The sequence below is a fragment of the Mycolicibacterium llatzerense genome (genome assembly GCF_025331195.1).
Taxonomy (GTDB): domain Bacteria; phylum Actinomycetota; class Actinomycetes; order Mycobacteriales; family Mycobacteriaceae; genus Mycobacterium; species Mycobacterium llatzerense.
This window is the reverse complement of record NZ_LXOV01000015.1, coordinates 129214-145886: the sequence shown is the minus strand read 5'-3', so window position 1 is coordinate 145886 and position 16673 is coordinate 129214. Positions and strand designations below refer to the sequence as shown.

The following is a 16673-nucleotide window of genomic DNA, read 5'->3' as shown; positions in this document are numbered from 1 at the left end:
AGTGTTCGGGATAAACTGGCGCCCATGAGTCGGCCTGATGCGCGCACGCAGCTGCTGCTCGCCGGTGAACGATTGATCGCCGAATCGGGTCCGGAAGTGTCGTTGCGCGATGTCGCGGTGGCTGCCGGTCAGCGGAACAATTCGGCCGTTCACTATCACTTCGGATCGCGAGATGGCTTGATCAGAGCCATCATCGGCTACCGGCAAGCACCGTTGGAACAGGCGCGACTGGCGCTGCTCGCGGAGCACGAAAGTAACGGCAAGCCCGATGACAACATCGCCGTCCTGGTGACCATCTTGGTCGAGCCCCTGTTCGATACCCCGTACTCCGACGGGTCGAGCCATTACGCGCGGTTCCTCGAACGCGTCCGCAGTCACCCCGTCATGGCCGAGCTCACGCTGACCGCCGAGCAGTGGCCGGCGACCCGAATCCTGACTTCCCGCATGCTGCGCGCACTGGAGCACCTCCCCGAAGCGCTTCGCCACCAACGCATGGCCGCGATGGCATCGGTGGTGTTCACGCTGCTCGCCGACCACGAACGTCAGGTTGATGGGCAGCGCGACGCACTCCGTGGCGCACTGAGTGAAGCCGAGGCGCGGGACAACATCGTCGCGATGGTCGTCGGCCTGCTCACAGCGCCGATGCCCGCACTGGTTGGGCCCCAATGAATTCAGGCACAACGATGGAGGAGCGTATGTCGGTCGCCGAGCAGGAGTCGGCTGAAATCCGTCAGATCGAGGCGGGGGAGGACCCGACCAGGTTCGCCCGCGGCTGGCACTGCCTCGGCCTGATCCGCGATTTCAATGACGGTGCACCACACCAGATCGACGCCTTCGGAACGTCATTGGTGGTCTTCGCCGACAGTCAGGGCCGGCTCAACGTGCTCGACGCCTACTGCCGCCACATGGGTGGCAACCTGGCGCACGGCAGCGTCAAAGGCGACTCGATCGCGTGCCCGTTCCACGACTGGCGCTGGGGCGGCGACGGCAAGTGCACGTTGGTGCCCTACGCCAAGCGAACTCCGCGGCTGGCGCGCACCCGCTCATGGCTCACGCTGGAACGCAACGGGCAACTGTTCGTCTGGAATGACCCGCAGGGCAACACTCCGCCGCCGGAGGTCGACATCCCCGAGATCGAGGGGTACGGCACGGACGCCTGGACCGATTGGACCTGGAACATCCAGTTGATCGAAGGGTCGAACTGCCGCGAGATCATCGACAACAACGTCGACATGGCGCATTTCTTCTACGTGCACTACGCATTTCCCCGGAACTTCAAGAACATCTTCGAAGGTCACGTCGCCACCCAGGTGATGGATTCGACGCCCCGCGACGACATGGTCGTCAGCACCTTCCATGACCCGACCTCCATTCTCTATTCGGAGGCTTCGTATTTCGGGCCGTCGTACATGATCGACCGGCTGCGCAGTGTGTCCAACGGCATGACTGTCGAGACCATCCTCATCAACTCGCACTATCCGGTCAGCCCGAACTCGTTCGTGCTGCAGTACGGGGCCATCGTGAAGAAGCTCCCGAACATGACCGAAGAGCAGAATGCGGAACTGGCAAGGACTTTCATCGATGGGGTCCAGACGGGCTTCGAGCAGGACGTCGAAATCTGGAAGCACAAGGCCCGCATCGACAACCCGCTGCTCACCGAAGAAGACGGCCCGGTGTATCAGCAGCGGCGTTGGTACGAGCAGTTCTATGTCGATGTCGAAGACGTGACGGCGGATATGACGGACCGCTTCGAGTTCGAGATCGACACCACGCATTCCATCGAGAACTGGGAAGCCGAAGTGGCAGAGAATCTGGCGGCGACGTCGTCCGCGTAACCGCCGCAACGGAACTGACGGCTGTTCAGCCGTCAGCTCGGCTGCGGCCGAGGAACGCGGCCACCAGATCGAGCGCGGTGTCGATCTCGGGCGGTCCGCCGCCGAGGAGTGGGGCGTAGAGGTGGGCATCGCACATCCGGATGAGTGCCAGCCCGAAAGTGCTTGGCGGCAGCGGTAATTCCAGCCGACCGGCGGCCACCTCGGCTTCCAGCACCTCGCCGATCAGGCGGCCGGCGGTCTGCTCCACGAGTCCGGGCAGCAGCATGAGCCGGACGATCAGCAATGGCTCGCGTTGGGATACCGCCTGCAGCGGCTTGGCGTCGGCCACCGCGTTCAGGAAATGCTCCATGACTGCCAGGAGCCTGTCGACGCCGACGGTATCGCCGTTGCCGGCATCGATCTTGGCGACCGAACGGCGGAAGGTGCGTTCGGTGGCCTCGGCAAGCACGGTGCTGAGCAGGTCTTCGCGATTGCCGACCAGTCGATAGAGGGTAGAACGGCCGATCCCGAGTTCGGTGGCCAGCGCCGACATGTCGACCGGGTCGCCCGCCAGATACAGCCGGGTTGCGGCATCGACTGCGGCCTGGCGGCTCAGTGCCGTCCCCAGTCGCGGGGGATGCGTCGTCGATTCTGCTCCGGACATCCACCCATTATGGGACATTGCACCGCCGTGTGCCAGTGTGGCACACTTCGACTATGTGTCCCACTGGGTGGGGCCATGTACCGCAACTCGACGAGGAAGTTGACATGAGCACGCGATTCGAAGGAAAAACCGCGATCGTCACGGGTGCCAGTCGTGGCATCGGATTCGCCATCGCCCAGCGACTGGTCACCGAAGGCGCCAAGGTCGTTATCACTGCCCGCAAGCAGGACGCGCTCGATGCCGCCGTCGAGGCTCTCGGTGGGCCGGACGTCGCGCTCGCCGTGGCCGGCCGTGGTGATGACGTCGAGCACCAGGATGCTGTGGTGGCCAAGGCGATTGCGACGTTCGGCAGCGCCGATCTGTTCGTGAACAACACCGGCATCAACCCGGTGTACGGGCCGCTCATGGATATCGACATGGACGCCGCGCGCAAGATTCTGGAAGTCAACGTGCTGTCGGCGCTGTCGTGGGTGCAGAAGGTGAACCGGGCCTGGCAGGCCGAACACGGCGGAGCGATCGTCAACGTCGCGTCCATCGCCGGCCTGCGGCCTGCTCCGGGCATCGCGTTCTATGGCGTCTCGAAGGCCGCGGTCATCCACCTCACCGAGGAACTGGCGGTCGAGCTGGGGCCGAACATCCGGGTCAACGCCGTCGCGCCCGCCGTCGTCAAGACGCGCTTCGCGACCGCGCTGTACGAGGGCCGTGAGGACGAGGTCAGTGCGAACTACCCGCTCAAACGTCTTGGCGTGCCCGAAGATATCGGTTCGGTGGTGGCATTCCTGTTGTCGGATGATGCCGGCTGGATGACCGGGCAGACACTGAGCATCGATGGTGGCGTGCTCCTGGGCGGCGGGGTCTGATGGCTGCCGGCACGCATCTCGAATTGCCCGGGCTGGATTTGGACAAGCTCGGAGACTGGCTGCCGTCCGCGGTGCCCGGTGCCGGCGCGACGCTGTCGGCGGCGCTGATCGCCGGTGGCAAGTCCAATCTGACTTACCGTGTCACAGACGGTCATTCGTCGTGGATCGTTCGCCGTCCGCCCGTGGGTGAGCTTCTTGCCACGGCGCACGACATGGGCCGCGAGTACCGGATGATGTCGGCGCTCGCGCCCACCGCGGTACCGGTGCCTGCCATGTACGGCTTCTGCGACGACGTGTCGGTGCTCGGTGCCCCGTTCTATGTGATGGCCGAGGTCGACGGATCCCCGTACCGGCAGGCGGCCGAACTGCGGGCGCTGGGTGCCGAGCGCACCAGGGGCATCTCCGAGCGGCTGGTCGATACCCTGATCGCAGTGCATTCGGTCGATCCAGCGTCGGTGGGTCTGGCGGATTTCGGTCGGCCGCAAGCGTTTCTGGGCCGTCAGGTCGGGCGCTGGCACAAGCAGTTCGCCGCTGCCCGCACCCGGGATCTGCCCGCCATGGAAGAGCTCTATCAGGCGCTGTCGGGCCGGGTTCCGGCCGACTCGACGCCGGGCATCGTGCATGGCGACTATCGCCTCGACAACGTCCTGATGGACGCGGCCGACCAGCCGGCGGCGGTGCTGGACTGGGAGCTGTCCACCATCGGTGACTCGCTCACCGATCTGGCGTTGATGGTGGCTTACGGACGGTTGGCGGCGTCGGGCACCGGAGAGGTCTCCGACGTCAGCGAAGCGCCCGGCTTCCTCTCAGAGCAGGAGATCATCGACCGCTACAGCGCCGGAATCGGCCGCGGCCTGGGCGATTTCGGGTTCTATCTGGCCCTGGCCTTCTTCAAGATGGCGGGCATTTTCGAAGGTATCCACTACCGATACGTCAACGGGCAGACCGTGGGCGACGGGTTCGCGTTCGCCGGGGACGCGGTGCACTCCCTGCTGGACGCCGGATTGAACGCATTGAAGGAGAACTGACATGGAATTCGCGTACGACGCCAAGACCAACGAAATGGTCGCCGAACTGACGGCGTTCATGGACAGCCACGTCTATCCCGCCGAGAAGACGTTCCATGAGCAGCTGGCTGCTCTGGACAACCGGTGGGCCTGGGACAGCGTCCCGGTGCTCACCGAGCTGCGCGCCGAGGCCCGTAGTCGCGGTTTGTGGAATCTGTTCCTGCCCGGCTCCAAGGGTGCCGGTTTGACCAACCTGCAGTACGCGCCGCTCGCCGAAATCACCGGCCGCAGTATCCAATTGGCGCCCGCCGTCTTCAACTGTGCCGCACCGGACACCGGAAACATGGAGGTGCTCAATGAATTCGGCACCGAAGCGCAGCAGCGCCAATGGCTGGAGCCATTGCTGGCCGGAGAGATTCGGTCCGCCTTCGCGATGACCGAGCCAGACGTGGCCAGCTCCGATGCCACCAATGTCGAGCTGTCCATCGTGCGTGACGGCGACGACTACGTGATCAACGGTCGCAAGTGGTGGATCACCGGAGCGATGAATCCCAACTGCGCCGTCTTCATCGTCATGGGCAAGACGGACCCCAGTTCGGAGCGCCATCGTCAGCAGTCGCAGATCCTCGTTCCCAGGGACACCCCGGGGCTCGAGGTGCTGCGCGGCATGGAGGTGTTCGGCTACGACGACAACGACCACGGCGGCCATGCCGAGCTGCGGTTCACCGATGTGCGGGTGCCGGTGTCGAACCTGATCGGTGAAGAAGGCGGCGGATTCGCCATCGCCCAGGCTCGCCTCGGGCCGGGCCGCATCCACCACTGCATGCGGGCCATCGGTGTTGCGGAGCGTGCCATCGAAATGATGTGCCGGCGGGCCGCCAGTCGCATCGCGTTCGGCAAGCCGCTGGCCGAGCAGGGCGTGATCCGCGACTGGATCGCCGAATCCCGCGTGCGGGTCGAGCAACTGCGACTGCTGGTGCTCAAGACCGCCTGGCTGATGGACACCGTGGGAAATCGCGGTGCGCACAGCGAGATTCAGTCCATCAAGATCGCCACGCCGCTGACGGTGCAGTGGATTCTGGACAAGGCCATTCAGGTGCACGGCGCCGGCGGCGTATCGCAGGACTTCCCGCTCGCCGCGATGTATGCGGGCATCCGCACCCTGCGCTTCGCCGACGGTCCCGACGAGGTGCACAAGAACGCCCTCGCGCGCACGGAGTTGAAGAAGCACCTGGTGAGTTGACGCAATGTCGGACTGAGAGCGCCGCCAGAGGCTATATATCCTCAACCGCGCTCTCGGGCCGACATTGTGGACGGGCGACTTTTATTTGCATCAGAAATGATGATTCAAATAGCGTGGTCGGGTGCGGCTAACCGGTTTCAGTGACGTCGGGTTGCGGATTCTGATCCGGCTCGCCGCCGAAGACGGCCGGCAGCGGATTTCGACGCGCCAGATCGCCGAGGAGATGCAGATCTCGTACACGCATGCGACGAAGGCATGCGCGCACCTGGCCGCTTCCGGGTGGCTCGATGCCGACCGCGGCCGGGGCGGTGGACTGGCCCTCACGGCAGCCGGCCGCGTGGCGCGGCTCGGTGACGTCGTGCAGTCGCTGGAAGACGACGGCGACACCGAGCTGGTCGATTGCAGCGGACTCGATTGCCCGCTGCAATCGGCGTGCCGGCTCCGCTCGGCGTTGGCGCAGGCGAAAGCGGCGTTCTATGCGTCGCTGAACACCACGACGGTCGCCGACCTCGCGCAGCCGCCGACCAGGAAACTGCTCATCAGCCTCGGTGCGCTGGCCGCGCAGATCGATTCTCGCGCCGATTGAACCGAATGGCTCGCCAATTCGTGGTGCCCATAACCGCTGCGCAAGGGGACCACGATGCAACTTTCCGCACGACTGCCCGCTGACCTCGCGGCAACCGCCGTTGCCCTGGCGGTCGTGGCACCACTGATACCGGTCGCCCCGACTGTCGAGCATTCATCACCGCCGGCCGTGACGCGGGAAATCCGGTTGGCCGCAACGGTTCCGCCGGGCGGGTTGATCACGAGTTTCGTGCAGAACCAGGGGATCTACTGCTCCCTCATCTGTCCGCTGCTGGCGCAGACCGTCACGACGGGAATCATGACCACGCTGATGGAGCCGGGGGTGTTCCTGGCGGCACTGCCGGCGAACGGCCCGCTCAAGGCGCTCGGTATCGCCGGCGCATCGATGACCGGGCCTACCGCCGCAGCCATGGATCGCGCGATCGATGTAGATGCTGCCATTCCGGCGCAGCGGGCGCTGAACGCGTTCGAGGTCGCAGTGGTGGGTCTGCTCAACATCCCGCCCGCGATCACGGGCGGTCCGGGGGCCGTCTTGAGCGCGTTCCAACAGTTCCGTCAGCAGACGTTCGACGCGCTCAACGCGCCCGTCGTACGGAACCCCGAGCCGACCGTCCAGCCACGCGGCGTCTTCCAGGTCGCGGTGATCGGCGTCATCAATGTGGTTGCGGCCGTGATCTTCCCGGCCTTCAACGACTTCCTCGCGGGTGCATTCCACGTGCCCGACGCCGTCGCTCAGGAACTGGCGAAAAGCGGTAACCCGGTGCGCGCGGTGATGGCAGGTGTCCAAACCGCAGTCGGCGTGGTGACCGCGGCCGGCACCGTCATCGCGAACACCATTGTCACCGAGGCCAACAAGGTGCGCGCCGCGGCCATGCAATCCGCCGCTGCTGCGCCGGCGGCAGCGCCCAAAGTTGTCAGCACCTCTGCTGTAGCTCCGACGCTGCCGACGTCACTGCCCAAGTCCAAAAAGACGGAGCTGTCGACACCGATCGACGACGTGAACAAGTCGACGCCGCCGAAGCCGCGCGGTCAGGTCCTCAATCCGCTGGCCGGTCTGGCGAAAGGGCTGACGAAAGCACTGACGCCCAAGCCGAAGCCGAAGCCCAAGACCGAGTCAGACGGCAAGTCCGTAGTTCAGTCCAGCGACCGCGGCGCCCAATCCGGAGTGCCGTCCCGCCCGGCCTTGCGCGCCAATCGGTGATTGCGCCCCCGAAGCAGTCGCAGCTGCAACAGCGACTCGGTCCAGAACGCTGACCGCGGCGTCGACGTCCACGTCGAGTCGAACAGTTTCTTGGTGGCGGCCAGCGCGTCGGGGGAGCGCTCGACCAACTGTGCGGCCAACTCCTCGGCTGCTGACAACGGGTCTTCGGCGACCGATGTCACCAGTCCATAGCCCAGGGCTTCGGTCCCGGAAAACACCTCGGCGGTCATGGTCAGCCGTTTGGCCACATCCATCGGCAGTAGTTCGCGCAGCGTCACCGACCCGGTCATGTCGGGGATCAGTCCCCACCGGGCCTCCATGACCGACAGCTTGCAATCCGGCGTCGCGATCCGGAAGTCCGCGGCCAGGGCAACCTGCAGGCCGCCGCCGTAGCAATGGCCGTGTACTGCCGCGATGACCGGGACCGGCAGCTCGCGCCACGCCCAGCAGGCCTGCTGGAACAGGTTGGTCTTCTGTCCGGGGAGTTTGCCGAAGTTGCGCACGGCGCTCAGCCCCTGCAGTTTGGCGCCGGCGAAGTCCAGTCCGGTGCAGAATGCGCGTCCGTCACCGCGCAGGATCACGACCCGCACCGAACGATCGCGGGCCAGCTGGCCGGGGACGGTGGCGAGCGCTTCCAGCATGGGGAGATCCAGGCTGTTCATCTTGTCCGCCCGGTTGAGCGTCGCGTAAGCGATGCCATTGCGGATGTCGACAGTGATCCGGTCCGTTGTCATGGACGCAGGATAGTGCGGCCCGGGCGCTACCACGGCAACCGCCTAGGCTGTGGGTTTTTGGTGAAAATGCAGAAACGGCCACATGGCTGCGAGGGTCGCCCTACTGTCCTGCGGCAGTGCCACTCTGCGATTTTCAGCAAACCGCGCACCGTCCGGCGTTTACTCCCGAGACAATTGATTCCGTTTCGCGAAGAGTGTGTCCGGAACCGGAATCGATGCGCTACTGTGATCCGCGTGACAGGCGAGGCGCGGGCGACCATGGCGGAACGCCAGCGCGCGAAACGCGCGGAGCTGGTGCGCGAAGAGGTCATCGAAGCTGCCTTGGCAGAGTTCGCCGAGCGCGGATATCACCAGACCTCGATCAGTCACATCGCCAAGCGGCTCGGGTCCGGGCATTCGATGTTCTACCGGTACTTCGAGAACAAGCGCGACATCGTCGACCACGCGGTGCGCCAGGTCAACGCCCGCGTGCTCGCCGCGATCGGTGACCCGACGCCGGGACGGCTGGCATCCATCACCGAGTTCCGCGATCACCTGCTCGGTATCGGGATGGCCTACAGCGAATTACTGGCCGACGAGCCGCGCCTGATGCAGTTGATCGTGGTGCAGGCGGCCGGCGTCGATCAGCAGATGACCGAGGAATTCCAGCACCTCTTCGACGACGGCGCCCGCGTCCTCGCGACGATGCTGCGCGACGGCATCAAGCAGGGTTACATCCGGGCCGACGTAGACGTGCGGGCCACCGCCCAGACGATCTGCGCCATCCCGTTCGGTATCGCCCTGCGCTACGGGCAGAAGCCGAGCCGTGAGGAACTGCTCGCGCAGACCTTCGCAAGCAACGAACTGGTGTGCCGTGGCATCGCCACCGAGTGGCCGGAATCCGGCCGGGAAGCAGCCGCGCTGTGACCGACCAAGCACAAACCGGAGGGCTGGCGAAGTGGCCGGCGATCAACGAGGCCATCGAGTGGGTGCGCCGTTACCTGCAGAACCATCCGATCGCGTCGCTGAGTACCGCGGGCGGTCAGATCGTGCTCGGGTTGCGGGCCTTGGAGTATCTGTTCCGCGACATCGTCAAGCGGACTTTCCAGTGGCGCGAGTTCCTGGATCAGGCCGCGTTCATGGCCGGAACCGCTTTCACGCCAACGGTTCTGGTGACGATCCCGATCAGTGTGACGTTGTCGATCCAGTTCGCCCTGCTGGCCGGCCAGGTCGGCGCCTCGTCCCTGTCAGGTGCGGCCACCGGTCTGGTGGTCATCCGGCAGGGCGCCCCGCTGGTCGCGTCGCTGTTGCTGGCGACGGCCGTCGGTTCGGCCGTCTGCGCCGACCTCGGGTCGCGCACCATGCGTGAGGAGATCGCCGCGATGGAGGTCATGGGCGTTTCCCCGATCCAGCGGATGGTGGTGCCGCGGCTGGTCGCACTGGTGCTCATCGGTGTGCTGCTCACCGGCGTCACCAGCTTCGTCGGGTATCTGGCGAGCTACATGTTCAACGTGTACCTGCAGAACGGCACCCCGGGTTCGTTCATCGCCACGTTCTCGTCGTTCTCGACGGTCGGGGACCTGGCGCTGGCCATGGTCAAGGCGATCGTCTTCGGCGTGATCGTGGCGGTGATCAGTTGCCATAAGGGGCTCGATACCCGTGGTGGTCCGGCCGGTGTGGCCAACTCGGTCAACGCCGCGGTGGTCGAGTCGGTGCTGCTGATGATGATCGTCAACGTCGTGATGAGTCAGCTGTACGTCATCATCTTCCCGAAGACGTCGATCTGACATGGCAGCTCCCTCAACATTCACCCCGGGTCTGCTGCGGCCGGTCGCCGCTGTCGGCAACGGGCTGCTGAAGGCGGCCGGGCGCACCGGTCACATGATCGAGTTCTTCGGCAGGGTGGTGCTGGCCATGCCGACGATGTGGGTTCGTTACCGCAAGGAATTCCTGCGGCTGCTGTCGGACACACGTGGGGTAACGGCTCGATCGTGGTCGGCGGCGGCACGCTGAATGTGGCTGGGGTGCTGGGCATCACGGCCGGCGCACTGGTGGCGATCGAGGGCTACAACGCGCTGAACCTGTTGGGGTTGGGGCCGGCCACCGGTCTGGTCTCGTCGTTCGCCACGACGCGAGAACTTGCGCCGGCGATGATCGCCATGGCGTTCATCGCGCAGGCCGGCTGCCGGTTCACCGCGCAGCTGGGCGCCATGCGGATCAACGATGAGATCGACGCGCTCGACACCCTCGGCATCAACTCGGTGGCGTACCTGGTGGCCACGCGGGTGATGGCCTCGATCATCGCGGTGGTGCCGCTGTTTCTGGCGTCGTTGGCCCTGGCTTACCTGTCGTGCCAGCTGGTCAGTGTGATCGCCGGCCAGTCCACGGGCACCTATCTGCATTACTTCGGTCTGTTCCTGGAGGGCCGGGATGTGCTGTTCGCGACGATCAAAGCGGTGGTGTTCGTGTTCATTTCGTCGACCATGCAGTGCTACTACGGCTACTTCGCCTCGGGTGGTCCGGCAGGTGTCGGGGTGGCGGCCGGTCGGGCCATGCGCGGCAGTGTCACCGTGGTGATGATCGTCAACATGCTGCTCACGATGGCGCTGTGGGGCGTCATCAGCGGTGCAAGGTTCGGTGGCTGATGGGTAACTCTTTCGATCACGACCCGCGCGGCTCGACCGACCGCAAGCTGGGCGTCATCGGCACGATCTTCGCAGTCATCGCCGCGATCGCCGCGGTGCTGATGGTGGTCAAATCCCAAGGCAAGCTGGACGATTTCATCCGGGTCGACCTCAAGCTCATCAACATCGGTGACGGGCTGCCGGAGCGTTCGGATGTGAAGTTCCGCGGCGTCATCGTCGGCATGGTGTCGAGCGTGACACCCTCGCAGCACGGCCAGCCGAACGTGGTGCACGTCAACATTCAGCCGCAGTTCGCGCCGCAGATTCCCGACAATGTGACCGCTCGCGTGGTGCCGGCGAACCTCTTTGCAGTGTCGGCTGTGCAGCTGGTGCAGAACGGCAGCGGTGCGCGGCCCATCCGTTCGGGCGATGTGGTCATGGAAGACCAGACCTTGCCCACGGTGCTGTTCCAGAATGTGCTGGCCAAGCTGCGGCAGCTGCTCAAGGCCGTCGGTCAGTCACCCGATGCGAACAACGTCGGTGTCTTCGCGGCCATCTCCGAGGCCACTCACGGCCGTGGGCAGAAGCTCACCGATGCCGGCGGTGGTCTCAACAGGGTTATGCAGCAACTGAATTCGGTGGTGGCCTCCGACGACACCGGGCCGACGACACTGTCGGCACTCAAAGCGGCATCCGAGAGCCTGCGTACGGTGTCACCGGATCTGTTCGCCGCATTGGACAGTTCGGTCAAGCCGATGCGGACGCTTGCCGAAAAGCGTTCGCAGTTGACCAGTTTCCTCGCCGGTGGGCTGAAGACCACGGGAACACTCCGTGATGCGTTCGACCACCAGATCGACCGGATGATCCAGGTCAGCACCGGCCTGACACCGGGGCTGGGTGTGATCGCGGACCATGCCGGCGAGTTCCACGGTATTTCGACACGGCTGCAGGCCCTCGCTAACAAGGCATACGACGAAGCCTGGAACCCCGTGACCAACCTGTTGACCGTCAAGGCGGTCATCTCGATGAATCCGTCACGGCAGTACACCCGGGCCGACTGCCCGCGGTATGGGGCAATGGAGGGGCCGAGCTGCCACACTGCGCCGGAAACCCCGACGGCGCCTGACCTCATCCCGGGGTTGGCCTCTATGGGCATGGCCCCGCCCGCATGGGTTCCCGAGAATTACCCCAACACCGCTCCGCCGCGGTTCTCGGTGCCGATCGTGCCCGATTTCCCCGGGCCGCCGGACCCCGATGCGCCCCCGGCACCTCAGGCGGCGCCCGCTCCGGGGCCCCAGGCCGTGCCGGCCCCCGCAGGGCCACCGCTGCCCGCGGAAGCCGGCGCACCCGCCCAGATTCAGCAACAGTCCGCGCCGCTCTACGGCGGAACAGTCGGGCCGGTCGGTAGCGACGTTGAGAAGGATCAGTTGAGCAAGATCGTCGGTGGCCCAGCCACATCCGCGACCCAACTGTTGCTGGGTCCCGTTACCCGCGGGCAAGACGTACAGGTCACTCCGATTCCGGAGGGGCAGCGATGAAACTGAAACGCACCACCGTCCTGTTCCTGACTCTGTTTCTGGTCTTTTCGGTCGCGGTCACGTGGATGGTGTTCGCCACCTTGCAGCGCAACATCGCCGGGCCGACCACGAGCTACTCGGCCATGTTCACAGACGTATCGGGCCTGGCCGAGGGCGACGACGTCCGGGTGGCCGGCGTTCGGGTGGGCCGCGTCGACAAGATCGACCTGACCTCCGACTATCGGGCGAAGGTCACCTTCCAGGTGCACAGCAACCAGACCCTCTATACCAACACGCTGGCCTCGGTGACGTACCAGAACATCATCGGGCAGCGCTACGTCGGACTCAGCCAGGGCGAGGGTGAAAAGCGGAAACTGCCTGCCGGCGCGCAGATTCCGGAGAATCGGACCAATCCCTCATTCGATATCTCGTACATGCTCAACGGTTTTGAGCCGCTGTTCACCGAGCTCGACCCGAAGCAGGTGGACAACCTGACGGGCGCCATCATCCAGGCGTTCCAGGGCAACCAGGGCTCGCTGTTGACATTGACCACTCAGGCCTCCGTGTTGACGCAGACGCTGGCGGGTCCGGATGCGGCGCTGGGTGATCTGATCGCCAACCTGGACAAGCTGATGACGACGCTGGCCAAGCAGAGCCAGAACCTGGAGACGATGCTGAGCCAGACGTCGGCGTCGCTGGCGGCGTTCAATGGTCGGCGTGAGGAACTGCTCTCTTCGGTGGGGTCGATCACTGCGAATGTGAATCGGCTGTCGCAGATCGTCAACGCGATCACCCCGAACATGCAGCAGTTCATCGCCCGCGATCCCGGCTTCTTGAAGTACAGCACCACCGATGGAAAGGCCCGGTTCGGCTACATGATGGCCAACGTGCCCCTGCTCTTGAAGGGTCTGAGCCGGATGACGCAGGACGGCACGTACCTGAACGCGTATCCGTGCGACGTCGACTTCGCCCTGTGGCGCGGCCTGAAGCAGTGGTTCCAGAACTTCGTCATCGCCGCCACCCCGGGCAACGGCAACGAAGTGTGGCACACGGCGGTGTGCCGATGAGCGGCCTGTTCGGCGGCCCGCTCCGCCCGGCGAACATCCCGGGTGGGCGGCAGCGAGTTCTCGAGGACTACAACAAGTTCTGGCTCGGCGTCATCGGTCTGACGGTGATCGTCGTGATGGTTGCCACGGTGGTGCTGATCAGCGTGCTGGACTTCGGCAGGAAGCAGTACACCGCGGAGTTCGCCCAGGCCGCCGCCATCAAGTCGGGCAATGGGGTGACGATCGCAGGCATCCACGTTGGTGAGGTGCAGGACGTCGCCTTGGCGGGCGACCACGTGGTGGTCACGTTCAAAGCCGACAAAAACGTGCGACTGGGGTCGGAGACCCGCGCGGCGATCAAGCTCACCACCATTCTCGGTTCGCGCTATCTGGAGCTCGCCCCCGCGGGCTCCGGTGAATTGCGAAGCAACACAATCAAATTGAGTCACACTGAAGTGCCGTATGACCTGCAGAAGACGCTGGAGGGCGCGACCAGCACCCTGGCTCCGCTGGACGCTGACCGGATCGCCGAGTCGGTGCGAGTGATGAGTGCCAGCCTGCAGGGGCTGCCCGACGCTCTGCCGCAGGCGCTGACCAACCTCAATTCCCTTGCCGGCGTGATCCAGTCTCGTCGTGATCAGCTGGGCACGCTGATTTCCAACGCCGATACGATCGCGGCACTTCTACATCGGCAGAAGGCCGATCTGGGCGCACTGGTGTTGCAGGGCAACCAGATTCTCGGCGAAATCACCACGCGGCGGGCGGCGGTGCAGCGCCTGTTCGACGGGGTGACATTGCTGGCCGACCGGGCGAATACGATTCTGGGCGATGAGCCGCAACTCGACGCGCTGATCAACAGCCTGCATGACTTCGCCAAGATGCTGGCCGACCATGATGCGCTCGTTCGCAGCATCCTGCAGAACGCACCGATCGCGGCGCGCGACTTCGCCAACATCTTGGGTAGTGGGAATGCTGCGGATGTGACGCTGTCCGGTGGTCTCATGGTGGATTCCTGGATGTGCGCCATCAGCGGCCGGGCCCGTCAGTTCAACATCGTCGAGTACTTCAAGGACTGCAAATGAGTAAGCGTGCCTTGGTAATCGGCGTGATTGCGGTTGTTGCCGTTGTCGGCACGGTCGTGGCCGCGGTCCTGGTGGTGCCGCGATTCTGGCACCGTGACATCAGAGTGACTGCGCACTTCGAGGACGCCGTCGGGCTGTATCCCGGCAACGCGGTGTCGGTGCTGGGTATGCAGGTCGGCAGGGTCGACACGGTGGAGAACAAGGGTGGCTATGTCGAGGTCGTCATGGACATCGATCGGAAGGTCCCCGTCCCGAGCGACGTCGTGGCCGCAACCGTTTCCGCCTCGATCCTCACCGACCGGCATATCGAGCTGACCCCGCCGTATCGTGGTGGCCCCAAGCTCCGCGACGGCGACCTGATCGGAATTGGGAACACCAGGACCCCGGTCGAATTCGACCGGACCCTGGCCATGATGGACAAGCTCGGTACCGCCCTGCGCGGCGACGCCAAAGGCGGTGGGCCGCTGGGTGATCTGGTGAATCTGGGCTCCCAGATCTCGGCGGGCAACAGCGATCAGATCAAGTCGACGCTGACCAAATTGTCCGAGGCGCTCAAGGTCGGACCTGACGGTGGTGCCAAGACCCAGCAGAACCTGCAGCAGATCATCCGCAGTGTCTCGGATTTGACGCAGTCGGCGGCCGACAACGATGCGGCCATCCGCACCTTCGGCAGCAACGTGCACCAACTCAGCGACATCCTCGCGGACCAGAACCTGGGATCTGGGCGCACTGGCGCCAAGGCCAACGAGATCCTCCAGCAGGTGAGCGGTCTGCTGGATCGGCACCGGGATCAGTTGAAGGGCGCGTTCGGTGACCTGGGCACGATGACCAAATCGCTGGCCGACAACAAGCGTGAGCTGACGGAGACCATTGACGTGCTGCCACTGACGCTCGACAACTTGTACAACGTCCTGGACCCGGTCGGCGGTAGCATCCGCGTCCACCTGTTGACCGACAAGGTGATTCTCAACAACAACCTGAACAAGGAACTCTGCAACTTGATGGGCCTGAAGCAACTCGGTTGTGCGACAGGCACCTTGCAGGACTACGGGCCAGATTTCGGCCTGGGTTCGATGCTGGACTTGATGGGCAACGGCATCGGTCCGTCTGGTCAGGGCGAACCGCCCAAACCCGGCGCGAAGCCGGCACCGGCCGCACCCGCTACACCGACAGGGCCGACACGATGATCAGTCCCACTTTCGTACTTCGCGGCGCGCGCTGGACCGTTGTGCTCGGCAGCGTCCTGCTGATGACCGGCTGTGCCGCAGGCCTCGACAGTGTGCCCTTGCCCTCCCCGGGTTCGAGTGGGCCGACGTACTCGTTGAATGCGGTATTCACCGATGCACTGAATCTGCCGGCCAAGGCGAAGGTGCGTTTGTACGGCGCCGACATCGGTGAAGTCACCTCGATCGAGGCGCAGGATTTCACCGCCAAGGTGGCCATGAAAATCCGTAAGGATGTGCCGCTGCCGGTGGGCAGCACCGCCGAATTGCGTGCTGCCACGCCATTGGGCGACGTGTTCCTGCAAATTCGTCCGCCGTCGCGCACAGACGGTGGCCCACTGCTGCACAGTGGCGACACCATCCCGCTGGCGGACACGGCGTCCGCGCCGACGGTCGAGGAACTGCTCAATTCGCTGGCGATGTTGGTCAACGGCGGTGCCGTCCGTGCCTTGACGACCGACGTCAACGGTGCCGGCCGCGTCGTTGGTGGCCGCGGGGAGAAACTGGCCGGGTTGATCTCGGAAACAAATCAGTTCTTGTCGAAGATGTCGGCGCGTTCGGCGCAACTGGATTCGACACTGCGTAGTACGTCCAACATGGCCGCCGAAGTGGCCAATCACCAACAGACCATCGACACGGCGCTGTCGGCCGGCGGCCCGGCGTTGGCCGTCATCTCCGACAACACCACTGCGATCATGGATGTGGTCGACAACGTCGGCAGGATCACCCGGCAGCTGGCCAAGTTCCCGTCGATGCAGGGCACCGACACCCGCAGCCTCATTGCCGACATCAACAAGCTGTCACAGGTCTCCAACGACATCGTGTTGGACCCGAACCTCACGCTGACCGCCTTCAACCGACTGATCGGCGTCGTCGTCAAGTCCACGAATTCGGCTGCGCTGCATGGACTTGCGTCAGTCGAGAAGATCGCGATCGGAGCCCTGCCGGACAAGAACTACGCGGGTGACCCCGGCATCCACGGCCCTGACGGCACCGACTGGCACCTGATGATCGGGAGCCTGCGGTACGAGTGGAACATGATTGTCGGGCGAGTCAACGGGGCCGATCGCCCATGATCACCCTTCTCAATTCCG

General features: G+C 64.7%; 16 protein-coding genes and 1 pseudogene. 15 read left to right on the top strand and 2 right to left on the bottom strand.

Annotated elements, in window-relative coordinates; genetic code table 11:
- Nucleotides 1–24 precede the first annotated feature (24 nt).
- Together A7G45_RS23860 and A7G45_RS23855 are read left to right on the top strand one after the other, a co-directional pair.
- Nucleotides 25–669, top strand: a complete 645-nt coding sequence (locus tag A7G45_RS23860) for a TetR family transcriptional regulator (RefSeq protein WP_260940673.1) — start codon at nucleotides 25–27, stop codon at nucleotides 667–669.
- 26 nt (nucleotides 670–695) lie between these two features.
- Nucleotides 696–1835, top strand: coding sequence for a 3-ketosteroid-9-alpha-monooxygenase, oxygenase component (locus tag A7G45_RS23855; protein WP_260940672.1), 1140 nt, complete (start codon nucleotides 696–698; stop codon nucleotides 1833–1835).
- 25 nt (nucleotides 1836–1860) lie between these two features.
- Here the strand turns inward: A7G45_RS23855 and A7G45_RS23850 are convergent, their stop codons facing one another.
- A complete protein-coding gene (locus tag A7G45_RS23850; protein ID WP_260940671.1) occupies nucleotides 1861–2478 on the bottom strand; it encodes a QsdR family transcriptional regulator in 618 nt (205 codons plus the stop codon).
- A gap of 104 nt (nucleotides 2479–2582) precedes the next feature.
- Between A7G45_RS23850 and A7G45_RS23845 the strand changes: the two genes are divergently transcribed.
- The 5 genes from A7G45_RS23845 (at nucleotide 2583) to A7G45_RS23825 (ending at nucleotide 7374) form a co-directional block, all read left to right on the top strand.
- Nucleotides 2583–3338, top strand: coding sequence for an SDR family oxidoreductase (locus A7G45_RS23845; RefSeq protein ID WP_260940670.1), 756 nt, complete (start codon nucleotides 2583–2585; stop codon nucleotides 3336–3338).
- The gene (locus tag A7G45_RS23840) at nucleotides 3338–4366 is read left to right on the top strand and encodes a phosphotransferase family protein (protein ID WP_260940669.1); all 1029 of its coding nucleotides are present in this window, start codon (nucleotides 3338–3340) and stop codon (nucleotides 4364–4366) included. The genes A7G45_RS23845 and A7G45_RS23840 overlap by 1 nt, the downstream gene beginning before the upstream one ends.
- Before the next feature lies 1 nt (nucleotide 4367).
- Entirely contained in the window at nucleotides 4368–5588 is a 1221-nt protein-coding gene (locus A7G45_RS23835; protein WP_260940668.1) for an acyl-CoA dehydrogenase family protein, read from the top strand.
- 121 nt (nucleotides 5589–5709) lie between these two features.
- Nucleotides 5710–6174 (top strand): RrF2 family transcriptional regulator, encoded by a 465-nt coding sequence (locus A7G45_RS23830; RefSeq protein WP_260940667.1) that lies wholly within the window; start codon nucleotides 5710–5712, stop codon nucleotides 6172–6174.
- Nucleotides 6175–6228: 54 nt separating this feature from the next.
- Nucleotides 6229–7374: a hypothetical protein gene (locus A7G45_RS23825; protein WP_260940666.1), complete on the top strand. Its 1146-nt coding sequence runs from the start codon at nucleotides 6229–6231 to the stop codon at nucleotides 7372–7374.
- On the opposite strand, the gene A7G45_RS23820 is transcribed toward A7G45_RS23825, so the two are convergent.
- Nucleotides 7308–8108 (bottom strand): crotonase/enoyl-CoA hydratase family protein, encoded by an 801-nt coding sequence (locus tag A7G45_RS23820; RefSeq protein ID WP_260940664.1) that lies wholly within the window; start codon nucleotides 8106–8108, stop codon nucleotides 7308–7310. The two genes, A7G45_RS23825 and A7G45_RS23820, sit on opposite strands and share 67 nt — an antisense overlap.
- A gap of 258 nt (nucleotides 8109–8366) precedes the next feature.
- On the opposite strand from A7G45_RS23820, the gene A7G45_RS23815 reads away from it, so the two are divergent.
- From A7G45_RS23815 to A7G45_RS23780, 8 genes and pseudogenes are all read left to right on the top strand, one after another.
- Entirely contained in the window at nucleotides 8367–9014 is a 648-nt protein-coding gene (locus A7G45_RS23815) for a TetR/AcrR family transcriptional regulator (protein ID WP_276555604.1), read from the top strand.
- A 23-nt stretch (nucleotides 9015–9037) separates the two neighbouring features.
- On the top strand, nucleotides 9038–9874 hold the full coding sequence (locus A7G45_RS23810) for an MlaE family ABC transporter permease (RefSeq protein WP_043985344.1): 837 nt from the start codon (nucleotides 9038–9040) through the stop codon (nucleotides 9872–9874).
- A 1-nt stretch (nucleotide 9875) separates the two neighbouring features.
- Nucleotides 9876–10732 (top strand): annotated as a pseudogene (locus tag A7G45_RS23805) (MlaE family ABC transporter permease).
- Complete coding sequence (locus tag A7G45_RS23800) at nucleotides 10732–12249, top strand: MlaD family protein (RefSeq protein WP_260940662.1); 1518 nt, start codon at nucleotides 10732–10734, stop codon at nucleotides 12247–12249. The pseudogene A7G45_RS23805 and the gene A7G45_RS23800 overlap by 1 nt, the downstream one beginning before the upstream one ends.
- Nucleotides 12246–13295 carry an MlaD family protein gene (locus A7G45_RS23795; RefSeq protein WP_260940661.1) on the top strand — a complete coding sequence of 350 codons (1050 nt, stop codon included), beginning with the start codon at nucleotides 12246–12248 and terminating at the stop codon, nucleotides 13293–13295. Before A7G45_RS23800 ends, A7G45_RS23795 begins: the two co-directional genes overlap by 4 nt.
- Complete coding sequence (locus A7G45_RS23790) at nucleotides 13292–14356, top strand: MCE family protein (RefSeq protein ID WP_051954716.1); 1065 nt, start codon at nucleotides 13292–13294, stop codon at nucleotides 14354–14356. The genes A7G45_RS23795 and A7G45_RS23790 overlap by 4 nt, the downstream gene beginning before the upstream one ends.
- Nucleotides 14353–15543: an MCE family protein gene (locus A7G45_RS23785; protein ID WP_260940660.1), complete on the top strand. Its 1191-nt coding sequence runs from the start codon at nucleotides 14353–14355 to the stop codon at nucleotides 15541–15543. Before A7G45_RS23790 ends, A7G45_RS23785 begins: the two co-directional genes overlap by 4 nt.
- On the top strand, nucleotides 15540–16655 hold the full coding sequence (locus tag A7G45_RS23780; protein ID WP_260940659.1) for an MlaD family protein: 1116 nt from the start codon (nucleotides 15540–15542) through the stop codon (nucleotides 16653–16655). Before A7G45_RS23785 ends, A7G45_RS23780 begins: the two co-directional genes overlap by 4 nt.
- Nucleotides 16656–16673 lie beyond the last annotated feature (18 nt).

Bases quoted from the DNA above. Each gene is read 5' to 3' on its own strand.
- A7G45_RS23780 (WP_260940659.1), top strand. From the start codon at position 15,540: ATGATCAGTCCCACTTTCGTACTTCGCGGCGCGCGCTGGACCGTTGTG.
- A7G45_RS23795 (WP_260940661.1), top strand. From the start codon at position 12,246: ATGAAACTGAAACGCACCACCGTCCTGTTCCTGACTCTGTTTCTGGTC.
- A7G45_RS23790 (WP_051954716.1), top strand. From the start codon at position 13,292: ATGAGCGGCCTGTTCGGCGGCCCGCTCCGCCCGGCGAACATCCCGGGT.
- A7G45_RS23845 (WP_260940670.1), top strand. From the start codon at position 2,583: ATGAGCACGCGATTCGAAGGAAAAACCGCGATCGTCACGGGTGCCAGT.
- A7G45_RS23835 (WP_260940668.1), top strand. From the start codon at position 4,368: ATGGAATTCGCGTACGACGCCAAGACCAACGAAATGGTCGCCGAACTG.
- A7G45_RS23855 (WP_260940672.1), top strand. From the start codon at position 696: ATGTCGGTCGCCGAGCAGGAGTCGGCTGAAATCCGTCAGATCGAGGCG.
- A7G45_RS23820 (WP_260940664.1), bottom strand. From the start codon at position 8,108: ATGACAACGGACCGGATCACTGTCGACATCCGCAATGGCATCGCTTAC.
- A7G45_RS23840 (WP_260940669.1), top strand. From the start codon at position 3,338: ATGGCTGCCGGCACGCATCTCGAATTGCCCGGGCTGGATTTGGACAAG.
- A7G45_RS23860 (WP_260940673.1), top strand. From the start codon at position 25: ATGAGTCGGCCTGATGCGCGCACGCAGCTGCTGCTCGCCGGTGAACGA.
- A7G45_RS23785 (WP_260940660.1), top strand. From the start codon at position 14,353: ATGAGTAAGCGTGCCTTGGTAATCGGCGTGATTGCGGTTGTTGCCGTT.
- A7G45_RS23825 (WP_260940666.1), top strand. From the start codon at position 6,229: ATGCAACTTTCCGCACGACTGCCCGCTGACCTCGCGGCAACCGCCGTT.
- A7G45_RS23850 (WP_260940671.1), bottom strand. From the start codon at position 2,478: ATGTCCGGAGCAGAATCGACGACGCATCCCCCGCGACTGGGGACGGCA.
- A7G45_RS23800 (WP_260940662.1), top strand. From the start codon at position 10,732: ATGGGTAACTCTTTCGATCACGACCCGCGCGGCTCGACCGACCGCAAG.
- A7G45_RS23815 (WP_276555604.1), top strand. From the start codon at position 8,367: ATGGCGGAACGCCAGCGCGCGAAACGCGCGGAGCTGGTGCGCGAAGAG.